This is a genomic window from Sporosarcina oncorhynchi (assembly GCF_033304615.1).
GTDB lineage: Bacteria > Bacillota > Bacilli > Bacillales_A > Planococcaceae > Sporosarcina > Sporosarcina oncorhynchi.
This window is the reverse complement of record NZ_CP129118.1, coordinates 3,397,688-3,414,209: the sequence shown is the minus strand read 5'-3', so window position 1 is coordinate 3,414,209 and position 16,522 is coordinate 3,397,688. Positions and strand designations below refer to the sequence as shown.

Here is a 16,522-nt window from a genome sequence, read left to right as displayed (position 1 = left end):
TAAAAATAGCCGATAGGGGGTACTGCATTCACTTATCAATCGTAATAATAATGTCTTCCATCACAAACTCTTCCATAGGGGCCGTGCTGTTTTCACTTCTACTGATGGCTCCATATTCATGGATTGTATCACCATCCGAAAATTCAACAGTTGGTGTGATAATCAGTTTTTTTGCTTCGGGATGCAGCATTTCAAACGTATTTGTATGGTGAAGGAGATGGGATGAGTTACTATATCCACCATTATGTTTGTTTGTATATTCATTTCCTAAATTATCTTTTACGACAAGTCGCATGGTAATGAAATCCCAGTTTCCCATGACGTCATTCGAAAGGATTTCGTCATAGTACAACAGGAATGACATCGGAGTGTAAACGACTTTGTCCATGGCAATCGTCACACCATTCTGCTCGTTGGTGATGTCGACGATTTGTTCCTTATTCTCAGTCGCCTGCAGCTCGAATTGGAATGCCCAATCGCCTGTAATGGTTTCCATATTTAAAGAGGGATCCGGAATAATCCCTTTAATCGCAAGTTCAAAGCTTCCTTCGTCTATTCCGCTCGTCGACATCAGCTCTCCAGTCGTCATTCCTACGTATTTATTTCCACTGCTTCGAATGATATCAGTAGAGGATCCATAAATATGTTCGTCCGAATCTTGGATGTACGGCATCCCTTCAATTGTTGGAGACTCCCCTAGATCTTTATCGCTCTCAATCGTGTAAGCGAGATATAAAGCTTTCCCGTCAAAGATAACCTCATCCATCGTTATACGGATGCCGTTATCCTCTTCTGATAGAAGCAACTTTGCTGAATGATCTCCATATGTTTCATAGAGACCGTCTCCGTTGAACAATTTAAAGACATTACCGATAATCGGAATTTCTTCAGCAAACGTTGTGAATGATAGACCGAACAATGCAGCGGCCGAAATCCCGATTGAAGCGGAAGCTGCCGTCAATGCTTTTTTCCATCGTGGCGGTTTATGTGTTTTGATTCTCTTCGATAAAGCCATTTTCACTTTCTTTTTTTCCATATCAGTAGCAGTGCCCTGTTCAAGTTGGCTAACGTCCATATCCACATCATTCAAATAATCATATATGTCCTTCATACAAAAACCTCCCATTTGTCCGAAGCTTCTTCTTTCCTCTGTAAATCCTATTGTCGATGGCAGACTTGCTCATTTCCAGTTTCTCCGCGATCTCTGTAGAGTTAAATCCTAATAGATAACGCAGGATAAATATATTCCGATCGGTTGGATCCAGCTGTCTGAGTAATGCATCAACCTCTTCTTGTGTGTGTAATTTCGATGTAGCATCTACCGGGATATCAAGAATCTCCGTTGCAATTTCAGCATTCTTCACTTCTCTTCTGAAATAATCAATGGCCTTATATTTGGCGATCGCACAAATCCAGTTTTTAAATGAATTTGCATCATTGTCACGGAATTTCTTTGCGTTTTGCCAAATGGCTAGAAAGGCATCATTGACACATTCATCAATCAGTTCTTCCTGTTGAAGCGGCCTCAGCACTTGTTGAACGACGCTTTTTATAAGTGGTAAGTATTCGTCAATAATATAATCTAAGGCGTCTTCTTTCCCTGACTGGAGACGTCGGATAAAATTCGTATTAGTTGTTTTCATTTTGAGCTCCTTCAATTCTTTGTAAAGGCCCTTACACTCTATATAACGAAAAGGATTACGCTTTTTTCGCAACTGTTTGCTTTTTGTTGAATTTAAATAAAAAATCTATAGCTACAAGTGTAACACTTCCCCATGACAGCTCCCTTGACGTGTAGTAGGATAGAAAAAAAGGGGGAGTCAGTATGATACATATTGGAATCATCGGGTTAGGGGCAATTGGTCAACGTCTGATCCATCAATTCAAAGAACATCCTGACGTATCGATTGCGGCGGTTTGTGATCTATCAGAAGCACTTGTGAGGGAGACGGCTGAAAAACTTGGAGATGTTCACGTTTATACGAATCATCAGCAGTTAATTGCCGATGAGAAAGTGGACCTTGTCTATGTGGCCGTCCCGCCGAAATTTCATCATGGGATTGTAATGGATGTACTTAAGGCTAAGAAGCATGTGCTTTGTGAAAAGCCTTTGGCAAACTCGCTTGATGAAGCAGCAGAGATGGCGCAGGCGGCAAAAGAAGCGCACGTTGTGCACGCCATGAACTTCCCGCTGAATTACGGCGAGGCAGCGACGAAGTTTTCTGCACTGATTGACGAAGGATATATCGGGAAGTTACGCCGGTTGCAGCTGTCCATGTATTTCCCTCAATGGCCGCGTGCGTGGCAGCAAAATGAGTGGGTAGGGGAGCGAGAACAAGGTGGATTTGTTCTTGAAGTTGGGGTTCATTTCATCCAGCAGACATTGAAGTTATTCGGTGATCTGACCAATATACAGAGCTGTTTGGAATTTCCGGACAATCCGAATAGCTGTGAAACTGGAATCATTGCAACCGCTGAGTTAGCGGATGGCACACCGGTATTAATTGAGGGAATTAGCCAGGTTGCGGGGCGTGAGCATATCGGATTCACGGCATACGGGACAGAAGGCGTTCTTTCCATTGAAAACTGGGGCGATTTGCGTGGAGGGAGAACAGGTGAAGATCTTGCATTGATGCCACTTGGGGACATGTTGCCGAATAAGCTGATTGATGAATTGGTGAAAGCGATCCACGGGGAAGAGGCGCAGATCTACGATTTTGAAGTTGGCTACCGCGCTCAAGCAATTCTAGAAGCACTTCGTAAGCAAAGTTAAATAAGGCAGAAAAATTAGACTAGTACAGTTGGGCGTTTCCTGTACTAGTCTTTTCAATGGTTGGTTTCACCCAAAGGATGACAGTAAGCAATGCGTGCGTTATAATGAAAAACGGTAGAATCACCCTTCAATTGATAGAAAGGGGATTTTTTATGATTAATATCCATAACGTCAGTAAATCTTTTTCGGAGTTCCAGGCAGTTCAATCTGTTACATTATCAATCGCTGAAAAGGAGATACACGGCATAATCGGAGCGAGCGGTGCAGGCAAATCTACGCTATTACGACTCATGAATCTGTTAGAAATCCCTGATGCCGGAGAAGTGGTAATCGATGGACGCGTACTAACAAGTCTGGCCGGTAGAGAGTTGCGGGAAGCGAGAAAATCGATTGGCATGATTTTTCAGCATTTTAACTTAGTCGCCAATAAAACCGTCTATGAGAATGTCTCCGTTTCATTGGAATTGGCAAAGTATCCGAAACACAAACGTCGTGAACGGGTGCAGGAATGCCTGCAATTTGTCGGGCTCGCCAATTACACGGACAAGTATCCTGCTCAATTGAGTGGTGGTCAAAAGCAACGTGTCGCGATTGCGCGGGCTTTGGCGAATAACCCGCAAGTGCTGCTGTGTGATGAACCAACGTCTTCACTCGATCCAAATACAACAGCGGAAATTCTAGGCGTGTTACGAGATGTGAATAAAACCTTTGGTGTAACGATTGTCATTGTTAGTCACGAAATGGAAGTCATCAAAAGCATTTGTAATCGCGTAACGGTCATGGCAGAGGGACAAGTGTATGAGACATTGTCGATAGAGCCGCAAGGAATCCGGGTCACTGACGGAAATCCTGCAAGTTTTGTCAAACAGTTGACCGAGGACGGTGAATCGTATAATGCCTGAGATTTTAGTGCAGTATCAAATGGAGATCTGGCAGTCGATCGGAGAAACGTTCATCATGGTTGGCGTGTCAATTCTGGCAGCTGTAATCATTGGACTTCCTGTTGGGACATTGCTTTTCCTCTGCAGAAAAGGCCAGCTCTTTGACAATCCAGTTGTCTTTTCAGTTCTCAACTTGATAGTCAACGTTATTCGATCATTCCCGTTTTTATTGCTCGTCGTCTTTTTAATTCCGTTTACGCGATTGGTGATTGGCACTGCGATAGGAACAGCAGCAGCAACCGTTCCATTATCGATCATCGCCATTGCACATTATTCCCGATTGGTCGAACAGTCTTTATTAGACGTTCCAAGAGGGGTACTTGAAGCGTCTGTTTCAATGGGTGCTTCAGCAAAGGAAATAATATTCAAGTTTTTATTCGTCGAAGCACGTTCAGGACTTGTCCTCGGCTTGACGACGTCGATTATTAGTTTCATCTCATATTCGACAATTATGGGTGTTGTCGGTGGCGGCGGAATCGGCGATTTTGCCATCCGGTACGGCTACCAGCAATTCAAAACGGATCTGATGATGTATATGATCCTCATTATGGTCATCCTCGTGCAGCTCATCCAATTTACTGGGACGACTGTTGCACGATTGATAGATAAGAGATAATAGGAGGAAATAAAATGAAGAAGTTCGTTATGATTACTGCGATGCTTATGTTGGTTTTATCAGCATGCGGAAAAGATAAAGAAGTGAAGGATTCGGATAAAGCGGATGTTACGACCGATGAGCGCGTAACGTTGAAAGTCGCTTCATTGATCCCACCGATGACGGAAATCCTTGAACTTGTGAAGCCGAAACTGGCTGAAGAAGGAATTGACCTGGAAATGATCGTCTTGGGCGATAACGTTCAGCCGAACACAGCACTTGCTGCGAAAGAAGTAGATGCAAACTTCTTCCAACACGTTCCGTATATGGAGGAGTTCAACCGTAATAATGATGCGAACCTGGTCCCAATCACACCGATCTATTTCGCGAACTATGGTGTGTATGCAAAAGAGTATTCGTCCATGGAAGAATTGCCTGAAGGTGCTGTGATCGCGATGGCAAATGACGTCTCGAATATCGACCGTTCATTGGCATTGTTGGCGCAACAAGGTGTGATTGAGCTACAAGATAAGACAGGTACGTATTACACGAAAGCAGACGTAATTGACAATCCGAAAGACTATCAGTTCAAAGAAGTCGACCTGCTCATGCTTGCACGTATGTATGACGATGCGGACGCTGTTGTTATGACACCGGCATACGCTGCTCCACTAGGTTTGACACCGAAAAGCGACGCGTTGCTAACTGAAGGCGTCGAAAACGACTTCGCCATTACTTTGATTGCCCGTGAAGACAATAAAGACTGGGAGCCGATTCAAAAGTTGGCTGAAGTGATGACAAGTGAAGATGTACGCAAGTTCTTAGAAGAGAATTATGATGAGACAGCCATTCCGGCGTTTGAGTAATCGGTAAAGAAAGAGCCATTCGAAACTGAATGGCTTTTCTTTATGCTTTCACGACGTGAAGGATTCATTTAAAATTATGATAAGCTGAAAATAGGTATCTTGAATGGAAATTTGAAAGGAAGGTAGTCATGGCAAAATTGAAAGTCACAGATGTCAAAAAATATTTAAAAGATCTAGATGAAAAAGAGTTAACTGCAATTATCATGGAACTCTATAAAGCCAATAAGCCTGTGCAAGATTATTTCTCAATTATAATAATGGGAGAGACGGCCGTTCAAGTACTTTTTGAAAAAGCACAAGTAGAAATCAAGAATGAATTTTTCCCTGCAAAAGGACATGCTAAAATACGACTGTCGGTAGCCAAGAAGGCGATAAGTGACTTTAAGAAAAAGACTGGGGATATAGTGAAAACAACCGACCTAATGCTGTATTACGTTGAGATTGGGACAGAATTCACAAATACTTACGGCGATATAGATATGGCATTCTATAATAGCTTGCTATCAGTGTTTGAAAAAGTAGTGGAAGCTTGCGAGGATGACGAACAGTTATATATGGAATTTACTGAGCGCTTATACGATGTAGTCGAAGAGAGTGGCGGTGTAGGTTGGGGTTATCACGATGGATTGTCTGATCTGTATTACTCGCTTAGTTGGTTAGAAGAAGAATAAAGCACCGACTAGTGGCTTTTAAGTATTGAGAAGGTGAGATTACCATTTCAGCTTTGGATAGAGCTCGAAAATGTTTACTCGTTCTATTGTTGCATTCCCAATGAGTTGTTCATATCTAAATCTATTATACTCTTGAATATAGTGATCTTTACTTCTTAACGGATATGACAAATCGAGATGATAACTAACCCACTATTTATCTTCATAATAATAGAAGTTGAGTACCTTGACCGTATCGCTGCCCCTGCGCCCGTAATCACTCGGTCAGCGCTCGTAACCCTGGGCCCTTCGCCGACAAACCGCTCAACTTACGTTCAAATCCGCTCAACCTCGTCGGCAAACCGCTCAACTTACGTTCAAATCCGCTCAACCTCGCCGACAAACCGCTCAACCTACGTTCAAATCCGCTCAACCTCGCCGACAAAGCGCTCAACTTACGGCCAAATCCGCTCAACATCGTGCAGAAACCGCTCAACCATCGGCCAAATCCGCTCAACATCGTGCAAAAACCGCTCAACCATGACCCCGCGCTCGTAAACCCCCAGCTCTCGCCCGAAACGATCAACAATCCGTCCCATACAAAAAACCCCCTCATCACACGCACATGATGAGGGGCCAACACAACTTATTTCGTAAAGTTATCAAAGTATCCTTGGATGAATACGATGGGTGTTCCTTTGTCGCCGCTTCCTGATGTCAGATCGGATAGGGAACCGATGAGGTCAGTCAGTTTACGTGGAGTTGTTCCTTGGGATTCCATGGCGCCGACGAGATCGTCTTCTTTGTTTTCGATGAAGTCGTTGATCGCTTTTTTCAAATCGTCGCCGCGTAGCTCAGCAAAGTTGTTGTCTGCCAAGTATTTGAGTTTGATTTCATTTGGTGTGCCATCAAGGCCTGCAGTGTAAGCTGGTGATACGACGGGATCTGCGAGCTCCCAGATTTTACCGACGGGATCTTTAAATGCGCCGTCACCATAGACCATAACTTCAACTGTTTTGCCTGTCTTTTCTTGTAGCATAGCTTGAATATTGTCAACGACAGGTTGGCAGTTGCGTGGGAACAGCTTGATGCTGTCTTCCGTTGCTTTGTTGGAGCCAAGTAGACCGAACGCTTCATTATAACCGCTGCCGTCGATTGACGTGGACAGAATGTTATCAAGGCTGTAGATCTTTTCGCCGCCGTTTGCTTCTAGAATACGCTTAGTTCTGACGCGTGTATGGATATCACATGTCAGTACATTTTTTGTGTAATCAAGAATCGTTTTTGCATTGTTCGAGAAGATGACTTCACATTCGATACCGTATTCTTCAACGATGGATTTATAATAGTCGATGTAATCTACACCCGTAAATGTATGTTTACCATATCCGAAATGATTGCGGAACTGTTCTTCATTCAACACGTCTGTCCAAGGGTTAACGCCTTTTTCGTCAAGTGTATCAATGTCGACCAGATGATTCCCGACTTCATCGGATGGATAGCTGAGCATTAAAACAATTTTCTTTGCTGCACCTTTTGCAATACCGCGTAGGCAAATTGCAAAGCGGTTACGGCTTAAAATCGGGAATATGACACCAATTGTGTCGTCGCCGAATTTTGCTTGAACGTCTTTTGCAATATGATCGATGTTTGCGTAGTTTCCTTGCGCGCGCGCAACGATGGATTCTGTGACGGTAACGATATCTTTGTCATTGATAGTGATGCCTTCAACTTCTGAAGCCTTTAGTACGCTATCTACAACGATTTGTTCGATATTATCCCCTTTATTGATAATGGGGCAACGTAAACCTCTAACAACTGTTCCAACTACTCGTTCCACATGAATCGCTCCTAACGCTATTTTAATGACCATCTACTTGTACTATACGTCTTGTTAATGGTATAAGTAAAATTAATAGTTCTAATGATGGGTATAAGGGGTGTTTATATGGTAAGTAAACTTGATCTTTATCGTGTATTCAGTATTGTCGGGAAGAATGAAAGCTTTTCACGCGCTGCCAAGGCGTTATTTATGACACAACCGGCTGTCAGCCAATCAATCATGCAGCTTGAACGGGAGCTGGATACGCGTCTTTTTAATCGTACACCAAAAGGCGTGACGCCGACAACTGAAGGAAGTCTTCTGTTGGAGTATGTTAACTCAGCCATGAATTTAATCGAAATTGGAGAAGAAAAGATTGCTGAATTCAAAAATCTTACAACTGGAGAACTGCGAATCGGTGTGGGAGATACAATTTCCAAGCACGTTCTACTTCCTCAACTTGAAGCTTTCCGTAATCGATACCCGAATATCAAATTAAAAATCGAAAATGGTACAACGGATGCACTGATTTCATTTTTGAAGTCGGGTGAAGTAGACATCGGCATCTGTAATTTACCCGTGCAAGATACTACGTTGAATGTGAGACCTTTCTTACATATTCACGACACATTTGTCTATGGGGATAAATACAGGAAACTACTGGCCAGACCAATCGATTTTCATGAACTGGCTAAGCTTCCCCTCATCCTCTTAGAGCCCAGTTCAAATTCAAGGAGATACGTTGAAGATTATTTAGCATCGAAAGGCGTGAAAATCTCCCCGGAATTTGAACTAGGGTCCCATGATCTTGTCGTGGAGTTTGCGCGCATCAATATGGGGATTGCCTGTGTGACAAGGGAGTTTACAGAGGAGTATTTAGAAAGTGGTGTACTCCAGGAAGTGCAGTTGATAGAACAGATTCCGCACCGCGGCATTGGTGTGTGTTCATTGAAAAGTGTTCCACTTTCTCCAGCTTCGACGAAGTTTATGGAGCTCGTCGTGGGATGGGATGAATAGACGAAATCCATGCAAGGGATTAATGTAAAGTGAAAAAACCGTCTAGCCAAAAAATATCCTTCGGCAAGACGGCAAGTGTCAATGCGTTCTCAGTTAAACTAACCCTATAAAAACTTGATTATTACATCCTTCCAGACCTGAAAATACTAAAAATCAAATATAAAAACATAAGTGTCGCTACGATTGAGCCTATCTCTAGAACAGGGAAATTCCACAGCATATTTGTTTGACCTGCAATGGAAGCCCCTACGATAAGGCCGACCATTAGAATACTAAAAGACAGAAGGATAATACTCAATGAAAGACGGTTGCTAATTCGGTCAAGCCGATTGAGGAATATCTGTACTTGCTGAACATTTATGTCTAATTGTAATTTCCCTTTTTTGATCGTAGTTGCAATCGATTTCAAGTCTTTAGGAAGTTGGGAAATGATCTCAAGGTTCTCAATCATTCCGTCCCAAGACTTTTCCAGCAACCGTTTCGGGGCAAAACGTTCCGCGAGCAATTGTTTCCCGAACGGTTCAACGTATTTCATAATGCTAATATCAGGATCTAGTTCAGTCAGCAAACCTTCCGATGTAAGAATGGCCTTACCGAGCATCGAGATTTCCGTTGGCACTTGTATATGATGGCGATAAGCGACTTGAAACAATTCAAGGAAAACTTCGCCAAGACTCACTTCTGTCAATGCAATGTCATAGTATCTGTTCTGAAGATCTTCAATATCCCTTTTGAATAAACGCAAATCCGTATCTTCAGACAGGATTTCCATCGCTGAAAATGTTTTGAGCAACGCCTTTGTATCTCCACTTCTCAAATGGATCACTAAGGAAGCAAAATGGTATTTCATATCTTCTGATAACCTGCCAACCATGCCGAAATCCAAATAGGAAACGACATTGCCGGGAAGAATATAAATATTACCCGGATGAGGATCACCGTGGAAGAATCCAGCTACAAACATCTGGTGCAATAGGGAATTAGCAATTCGGGCAGCAAGGACTTTTCTGTCATAACCTTTTGTATCCAATTGCATCAAATCATTTACTTTAATGCCATCGATCATCTCCATCGTCAAGACTTTACTTGTGGATAGACCTGGAAAGATAGCAGGGATATGGATGGTTATGTCTTCTTCGAACTGTTTAGCGATTCGTTCACAATTGCGCGCCTCGATGCGGTAGTCAAGTTCATCTTTAAGAGATCTTGCGAATTCGTCAATCATATCGATAAGTCGGTAACTTTTCGCCCACTCCGCATTACCTTCCAAATAATCTGCAAGGTCACGCAGTATGGCCAAATCTTTCTCAATTGTCGACCGTATACCTGGCCGCTGGACTTTGATTGCCACTTTTTCCCCGGTATGCAGTTCGGCAACATGCACTTGACCGATTGAAGCAGCAGCAAGTGGCTCCTTATTGAAATAGGCAAAGAGGTCTTCAAGGGTGCTTTCCAGTTCCGATTCTACGATATCCCGCACAGTATCATACGGAATAGGTGTCACATGATCTTGCAGTTTAGCAAGCTCCAAACTAATCTGTTCGGGAATTAGATCCCTTCTGGAACTGGCAACCTGTCCTAGTTTAATAAAAGCCGGACCTAAATCCTGCAATGTTTTGCGGAGCCTCATCCCGATATCCTGCATATTCATATCATTGCCTTCGAGCTTAGGCGTTGTCTGGCTTGTGAGTCCGAGCCTGAACAAGATGTGACCGAAACCGTGTTTGAGGAATGCATTGACGATTCCTTGAAAACGTTGTGTATGACGCAAATTGATCTTATACAAAATAATTTCCCCTCCTGCAGATGTGACAAAAACAGTTTCTTATCTTATACCCCGTTTGATAAAGAACTAGCTGGTGAAGTTTTTTTGCATTAAATAACAAGTCTATTTCGAAGTGGATGAAAATACTGTATACTTCAAAGAGATGACCAAATGGAGATGATCAATTGAAGAATCGTATTGTAGTAAAAGCTTATGACAACAGTGGAACGCTCGATGATACACATCAAAAGATTTTGAACATGGCTACGATGAACTTTGCTGCTATGACAAGCGCATTAATTGTAGGCAGTAAAGGTGAAGGCGGGGATGGTGCTGCATTGAACCCTGTAGAAGATTGTTTCTGCGGCATAGATTTAATCTGGCAGCAATCAATACCTGACGGGCTTGCAGAAGAATGCGGGAAAGCAATGGAAAGAAGACTTACTACTTTTTATGAAATGAGCGGTCTGGATATGAAAGTGGAAGTTGAAGTTCGTTAGAGCAGAAAATTGCCGTGGAGCATAAAAGAATGGGCTAACGACGCGTCCATTTCTTTTTTTGTTATTTACCATGACTTGTCAAAAGTACATCAAGCTGGTTTTCGCCTGACCATGTATGGAGTTTTTCTATTTACTGGAATTCAGTTGTTAATGACAGGATCCTGAGCATTATCCTCACAAATAGAAATAAGTATTCTAGATAAGACTTCGATACCACATCTCACAAAAATCCGATAACTTACTCTATTGCCTTGACATAAATATCTAAAGCCTATACATTGAGTATAACTTCATATAGTCACTAGGGGTGTTTTTATAACTGAGATGAGTATTTACTCGAACCCTTTGAACCTGATCTAGGTAAAACTAGCGTAGGAAAGTGTAAACTTCAATACATACTTACAGAGTAAATTTGTCCAATTATTACTATGTAATTTTCTGTTTTTACGCGACTTTCCTATCGGAGGGTTGCGTATTTTTTTATTTATTTTTTGAGTTTCATAAATAGTATATAGAGGAGTGGTCATGATGAGCAGAACAGTACTAGTAACAGGTGGCAGCAGAGGGTTAGGTGCATCGATTGTTAAAACGCTGGCACAACAAGGTTTTCAGGTGGTTATTAATTATTATAAAAGCAAAGATGCTGCAGAGAAGCTCGTTTCTGAAATTGGAGAAGAGAAGGTTATTGCAATTCAGGCAGATGTAACGAACCGTGCAGAAGTGGATGAAATGATAAAGCAGGCAACGGGACATTTCGGTCAAATAGATGTCGTCGTCAATAATGCATTAGTCGATTTCAAATTTGATCCGGTCAAACAGAAACCATTCACAGAACTCATTTGGGAAGACTATCAAAAACAATTGGATGGCACCTTGAGAGCGGCATTTAATATAGCCCAAAGCGTCACTCCGCAATTTATTGAACGGAAAAAAGGAACGATTATTAGTATAGGCACTAATTTATATCAGAATCCGGTTGTCCCTTACCATGAATATACAACAGCTAAAGCGGGATTGATTGGTTTCACACGCAATATCGCTGCGGAATTAGGACAGTACGGCATTACAGCGAATGTAGTTTCAGGCGGATTATTGAAAATGACCGACGCAAGTGCTGTTACGACACCGGAAGTATTCGACCTGATTGCACAATCCACACCATTGAAGAAGGTGACGACCCCTCAAGACGTAGCCAATATGGTCGCATATTTATCATCAGAACAAGCGGATGGAATTACAGGACAGAACTTTACGATAGATGGCGGTTTGACAATGAACTAATTGATTAAAATCCATTCGATTTTTTTTTGGAAAACGGAATATACAACAAAGCTGCAAATGATAAATTCTGAGGTGCAATCAATGACAAAGAACAATGGGAATCAACTACACTTAGGCGTTTTGCTCTATGGATGTGGACATCATCAAGCTGCGTGGTTAATGCCTGATTCAAGTATCGAACAGATTGGTGAGATATCGTACTATCAGTCGTTAGCACAGTTGGCGGAGAAAGGGTATTTCGATGCCGTATTCTTCGCAGATAACCAATCATTCCCGGCAAATGACGTTAGTATAATGCCAGCTTTTTGGTTTGATCCAATCGTCAATTTAACGGCTATTTCCCAAGTGACGAAACATGTAGGATTAGTTTCAACAATATCCAGCACTTTTTCTAATCCTTTCACAGCTTCCCGGCAACTACTAAGTTTAGATCACATTACAAAAGGACGTGTCGGTTGGAATCTTGTTACGTCGATGACTGATTTTGAGGCAACAAATCACAGTATGGAAGCGTTGCCCCCTCATGCCGAGCGTTATGAGAAGGCAGCCGAATTTGCGACGGTAATGGATAAGCTGTTTTTGTCATGGGATAGTAGTGAGTTTCTGCATGACCGGGCGAATAGAGAGCTGATTAACCCTGCCAATATACAACCAGTTAATCACAAAGGTACGTATTTCAACGTGGCGGGTCCCTCGACTTCGCCAAAAAGCCCTCAAGGCAAACCGGTCGCCATGCAAGCAGGAGCATCCAAACACGGCATCGCATTAGCCGCAAAATATGCTGATGCAGTCTATTCGGTATCATGGAATTTAAAACAAGCAAAAAAGTTTCGTGAAAAACTGGATGAACAAATGAAACAAAGTGAGGACAGCGACAGACATATTAAAGTGTTTCCAGGCTTAGTAACCTATGTCGGACATACTCATGAAGAAGCTTTAGCTAAAAAAGCAGCATTAGATGAGAAATTGCCGATTGAAACGGCTTTAAAACAGTTAGGTTATTTTATTCGACAAGATTGCTCTAATTGGCAACTTGATGAGAAAGTACCGCCCTTACAGCCAGTGGAAGATTTTACGGGCCCGGTAGGTCGATATGAAACGATACTGGAAATCGTTCATGATACGCAACCGACAGTGAGGGAATTATTGGGCTATCTTAATGCAGGCGGAGGACATCACACATTAATAGGTACACCCGGGGAGATTGTGGATCAGATGGAAGTCTGGTTCGAAGCAGGTGTTGCGGACGGGTTTAATCTGATGCCTCCGACATTACCTGGCAGTTTGGAAGACTTCGTAGAACTTATCGTTCCGGAAATGCAAAAAAGAGGTATTTTCAGGATGGAATATGTTGGTCATACATTCCGTGAACATTTAGGATTGGACATCACGCAATAAAAGCAAACCCTTCACTTTTTCATACAGTGAAGGGTTTGCCGTAGTTAGGACAACTTGTTAGCGGTTGTATTCGTCTAGGGCGAACGTGAAGACCTTAAAGAATTCGTGACCCACTTAAAACACTTTATCGCCATTGAAGATGGAGTTTTTCACAACAACATAGTCGACCTTCCGAATCGCCTCTAATGTTGTGCCACCAGCGTAAGAAATCGACGATTGAAGATCTTGTTGCATCTCTGTCAAAGTATCTTGCAGTTTGCCTTTATATTCTACATACAATTTCTTACCCTCGACATTTTTCTTCTCGCCTTTTTGAAACTCAGAAGCAGAGCCGAAGTATTCTTTGTAAATGATCCCATCTTTTTCGATGGTTTGTCCAGGAGATTCTTCGTGACCTGCAAATAATGAGCCAATCATGACCATGGAAGCACCAAAACGAACAGATTTCGCGATATCACCATGTGTGCGAATCCCGCCATCCGCAATAATAGGCTTTGTTGCAGCTCTTGCACACCAACGAACTGCGGCAAGCTGCCATCCACCCGTTCCAAAGCCGGTCTTGATTTTCGTTATACAAACTTTTCCAGGTCCAATCCCGACTTTCGTTGCATCGGCACCTGCGTTTTCAAGCTCGCGCACAGCTTCTGGTGTCCCTACATTACCTGCAATGACAAATGATTCTGGAAGATGCTTTTTAATATGTTGGATCATATTGATGACGGCGTTGGAGTGACCGTGCGCAATATCAATTGTAATATAGTCCGGAGTCAACTGATCTGCAGCCAACTGCTCAACGAATACGTATTCATCATCTTTCACGCCGACACTAATGGAAGCGATCAACCCGCGTCCTTGCATATCCTTTATGAAATCCATACGCTTCTCGGGGGCAAAACGGTGCATGATATAAAAGTATCCATTTTCAGCCAGTTGAACAGCGGTTTTTTCGTCGATGATTGTCTGCATATTCGCAGGGACAACCGGTAATTCGAATTTATGTTTGCCGAGTATGATGGAAGTGTCGCATTCTGAGCGACTATTTACTATACATTTTGCGGGAATTAGTTGAATGTCTTCATAATCAAATACTGTATCCATAGAAAGCACTCCTAAAAGCGAATGTTAATCGCCGTTTTTTGTTAAATGTTCGTACTTCAGTAATTTACATTATATTTTGGCATGAGTCAACTATTTTCAGGATGAAAAATAACAAAAAATCAGTCAAAAGAAAATTAAAATGATATAATAGGAAGGATGTAAAATTTTGGTTTGAAGGGGATACAATCCGAACATGAAGCTATCTTTAAAATATTTGATTTTGGCAGTCGCTATGCTTGCTTTAGTACTTACATTAGTAAGCAGCATTTCATCAGGCTATAATGTGCAGAAAAAATCGTTGATTGATATGACGTTGGAAACAAACCGGACGTATGCACAAAAGTTGTCCAGTACAACAGATTCATTTTTGAAGATGACGCTGCAGACACTTGAAGTAAGTGCAGACAATCTTGCTCAAACTATGATTGAAAGAGATATCGACAGTCTTACAATAGAAGCGGAAAGATTAACGGCACAGTCGGATACATTCAATTCAGTTTTGATTGTTGCTAAAGATGGGGAGATTTTGGCCACTTCACCGAAGACGCTCGAACTTCAAGGCAAAATCTTAAATTCTGAAGGTGGTATCCAAGCACTGAAAGAACGTAAAGCGTTTATCTCAGATCCATACATAAGTCTAACTGACCGATTGATCATTTTCATTTCGCAACCTGTGTTTGATGAAGATAATAAGTTCATCGGCTTAGTCGGAGGTTCCATATATCTAAAGGAGGAGAATATTCTCCAAGATGTGCTAGGCGAACACTTTTATGAAAATGGCTCGTATGTATACGTCGTCGATTCTACAGGACGTATCATTTATCATCAGGACAAAGACCGCATCAATGATTTTGCCCGGGAGAACCCTGTTATCCAGGAACTGGTGAAAGGGAAGAGCGGTGCAATGCAACTCGTTAATTCAAAAGGTGTCGACATGTTGGCGGGTTATGCCCATGTGAATGGCGCAGACTGGGGAGTCGTCACGCAACGCTCGACAAATGCAACACTCGTACCTGCCAAGGATATGATGCAAGAAATGATTCGTAAAGCATTGCCATTCCTGCTTGTCTCTATTCTAATTATTATTTATATCTCCAATCAGATTGCAAATCCTTTACAAAAACTCGCGCATTACGCTGAGACGAGTACGCAAAGTAATCAAGAAGAGGAGATTTCGCAAGTGCGAACGTGGTATTACGAAGCGATTCAGTTAAAGCGAGCCTTGAACTTCAGCATGAATTTCTTCCAGGACCGTGTGAACTTCTATATCCATCAGTCAACGACAGATCCCCTGACAAAGTTATGGAATCGTAGATCGATGGATGAGTTGTTGAAGAAATGGACGGATCAGGACAAGCCTTATGCTCTCATTATGCTTGATATCGATAAGTTCAAGCGAGTGAATGACACATACGGCCATGGTGTGGGGGATGATGTGTTAAAGTATCTGGCTGACAAGATGCAGAAAATGACGAGGGAGCAAGATCATTGCTGTCGTTTAGGTGGAGAGGAATTCGTCATACTGTTGCCAAAAGCCGATGAAAAAACAGCTTACGATGTCGCTGAAAGGCTGCGCAAGAAACTGGAGACAACCATAAGCCCATGCGGCGAAATTGTTACAGTGTCCCTCGGTATTGCACTATTCCCGGATCATGGAAGACACCCTAAAGAGATTTTAGAAACCGCAGATACAGCTCTTTATGAAGCCAAGCGGACTGGACGCAACCGGACTGTTGTCAGCACACACACACCGACTCACGATGCAACAGTTTAAACGGCAACTATGCTAAACTGAGCAAAACAGGCCCAAGGAGGA

General features: G+C 42.3%; 16 protein-coding genes and 1 riboswitch. Of the genes, 10 read left to right on the top strand and 6 right to left on the bottom strand.

Features of this window, described 5'->3' with window-relative positions; all coding sequences use genetic code 11:
* Window positions 1-28 precede the first annotated feature (28 nt).
* Both QWT69_RS16935 and QWT69_RS16930 read right to left on the bottom strand, forming a co-directional pair.
* A complete protein-coding gene (locus tag QWT69_RS16935) occupies window positions 29-1,111 on the bottom strand; it encodes a DUF4179 domain-containing protein (protein WP_317967696.1) in 1,083 nt (360 codons plus the stop codon).
* A complete protein-coding gene (locus QWT69_RS16930; protein ID WP_317967694.1) occupies window positions 1,095-1,643 on the bottom strand; it encodes a sigma-70 family RNA polymerase sigma factor in 549 nt (182 codons plus the stop codon). Before QWT69_RS16930 ends, QWT69_RS16935 begins: the two co-directional genes overlap by 17 nt.
* Before the next feature lie 182 nt (window positions 1,644-1,825).
* Here QWT69_RS16930 and QWT69_RS16925 point away from each other — a divergent pair, with 182 nt between their 5' ends.
* The 5 genes from QWT69_RS16925 (at window position 1,826) to QWT69_RS16905 (ending at window position 5,846) form a co-directional block, all read left to right on the top strand.
* Window positions 1,826-2,773, top strand: coding sequence for a Gfo/Idh/MocA family protein (locus tag QWT69_RS16925; RefSeq protein WP_317967692.1), 948 nt, complete (start codon window positions 1,826-1,828; stop codon window positions 2,771-2,773).
* Window positions 2,774-2,925: 152 nt separating this feature from the next.
* Complete coding sequence (locus QWT69_RS16920; protein ID WP_317967690.1) at window positions 2,926-3,675, top strand: methionine ABC transporter ATP-binding protein; 750 nt, start codon at window positions 2,926-2,928, stop codon at window positions 3,673-3,675.
* Window positions 3,668-4,330 carry a methionine ABC transporter permease gene (locus tag QWT69_RS16915; protein ID WP_317967688.1) on the top strand — a complete coding sequence of 221 codons (663 nt, stop codon included), beginning with the start codon at window positions 3,668-3,670 and terminating at the stop codon, window positions 4,328-4,330. The genes QWT69_RS16920 and QWT69_RS16915 overlap by 8 nt, the downstream gene beginning before the upstream one ends.
* A gap of 14 nt (window positions 4,331-4,344) precedes the next feature.
* Window positions 4,345-5,175 (top strand): MetQ/NlpA family ABC transporter substrate-binding protein, encoded by an 831-nt coding sequence (locus QWT69_RS16910; RefSeq protein ID WP_317967686.1) that lies wholly within the window; start codon window positions 4,345-4,347, stop codon window positions 5,173-5,175.
* 128 nt (window positions 5,176-5,303) lie between these two features.
* Window positions 5,304-5,846: a DUF6155 family protein gene (locus tag QWT69_RS16905; protein ID WP_317967684.1), complete on the top strand. Its 543-nt coding sequence runs from the start codon at window positions 5,304-5,306 to the stop codon at window positions 5,844-5,846.
* A gap of 434 nt (window positions 5,847-6,280) precedes the next feature.
* On the opposite strand, the gene QWT69_RS16900 is transcribed toward QWT69_RS16905, so the two are convergent.
* Complete coding sequence (locus tag QWT69_RS16900; protein ID WP_317967683.1) at window positions 6,281-6,424, bottom strand: hypothetical protein; 144 nt, start codon at window positions 6,422-6,424, stop codon at window positions 6,281-6,283.
* A gap of 47 nt (window positions 6,425-6,471) precedes the next feature.
* Window positions 6,472-7,665: a coenzyme F420-0:L-glutamate ligase gene (locus QWT69_RS16895; RefSeq protein WP_317967682.1), complete on the bottom strand. Its 1,194-nt coding sequence runs from the start codon at window positions 7,663-7,665 to the stop codon at window positions 6,472-6,474.
* 108 nt (window positions 7,666-7,773) lie between these two features.
* Between QWT69_RS16895 and QWT69_RS16890 the strand changes: the two genes are divergently transcribed.
* Complete coding sequence (locus tag QWT69_RS16890) at window positions 7,774-8,664, top strand: LysR family transcriptional regulator (RefSeq protein WP_317967681.1); 891 nt, start codon at window positions 7,774-7,776, stop codon at window positions 8,662-8,664.
* Between the two features lie 121 nt (window positions 8,665-8,785).
* On the opposite strand, the gene QWT69_RS16885 is transcribed toward QWT69_RS16890, so the two are convergent.
* Window positions 8,786-10,450, bottom strand: coding sequence for an ABC1 kinase family protein (locus tag QWT69_RS16885; RefSeq protein WP_317967679.1), 1,665 nt, complete (start codon window positions 10,448-10,450; stop codon window positions 8,786-8,788).
* A gap of 164 nt (window positions 10,451-10,614) precedes the next feature.
* Between QWT69_RS16885 and QWT69_RS16880 the strand changes: the two genes are divergently transcribed.
* From QWT69_RS16880 to QWT69_RS16870, 3 genes are all read left to right on the top strand, one after another.
* Window positions 10,615-10,929, top strand: coding sequence for a hypothetical protein (locus QWT69_RS16880; RefSeq protein WP_317967677.1), 315 nt, complete (start codon window positions 10,615-10,617; stop codon window positions 10,927-10,929).
* A gap of 293 nt (window positions 10,930-11,222) precedes the next feature.
* A riboswitch (TPP riboswitch) is annotated at window positions 11,223-11,324 on the top strand.
* Window positions 11,325-11,457: 133 nt separating this feature from the next.
* Window positions 11,458-12,210 (top strand): 3-oxoacyl-ACP reductase, encoded by a 753-nt coding sequence (locus QWT69_RS16875; RefSeq protein ID WP_317967675.1) that lies wholly within the window; start codon window positions 11,458-11,460, stop codon window positions 12,208-12,210.
* Window positions 12,211-12,291: 81 nt separating this feature from the next.
* Entirely contained in the window at window positions 12,292-13,608 is a 1,317-nt protein-coding gene (locus QWT69_RS16870) for an LLM class flavin-dependent oxidoreductase (protein ID WP_317967673.1), read from the top strand.
* A 114-nt stretch (window positions 13,609-13,722) separates the two neighbouring features.
* Here QWT69_RS16870 and guaC read toward each other — a convergent pair whose 3' ends face one another.
* Window positions 13,723-14,706, bottom strand: a complete 984-nt coding sequence (guaC, locus tag QWT69_RS16865; RefSeq protein ID WP_317967671.1) for a GMP reductase — start codon at window positions 14,704-14,706, stop codon at window positions 13,723-13,725.
* A gap of 193 nt (window positions 14,707-14,899) precedes the next feature.
* On the opposite strand from guaC, the gene QWT69_RS16860 reads away from it, so the two are divergent.
* Window positions 14,900-16,480 (top strand): sensor domain-containing diguanylate cyclase, encoded by a 1,581-nt coding sequence (locus tag QWT69_RS16860; RefSeq protein ID WP_317967669.1) that lies wholly within the window; start codon window positions 14,900-14,902, stop codon window positions 16,478-16,480.
* The last annotated feature ends 42 nt before the right edge of the window (window positions 16,481-16,522 follow it).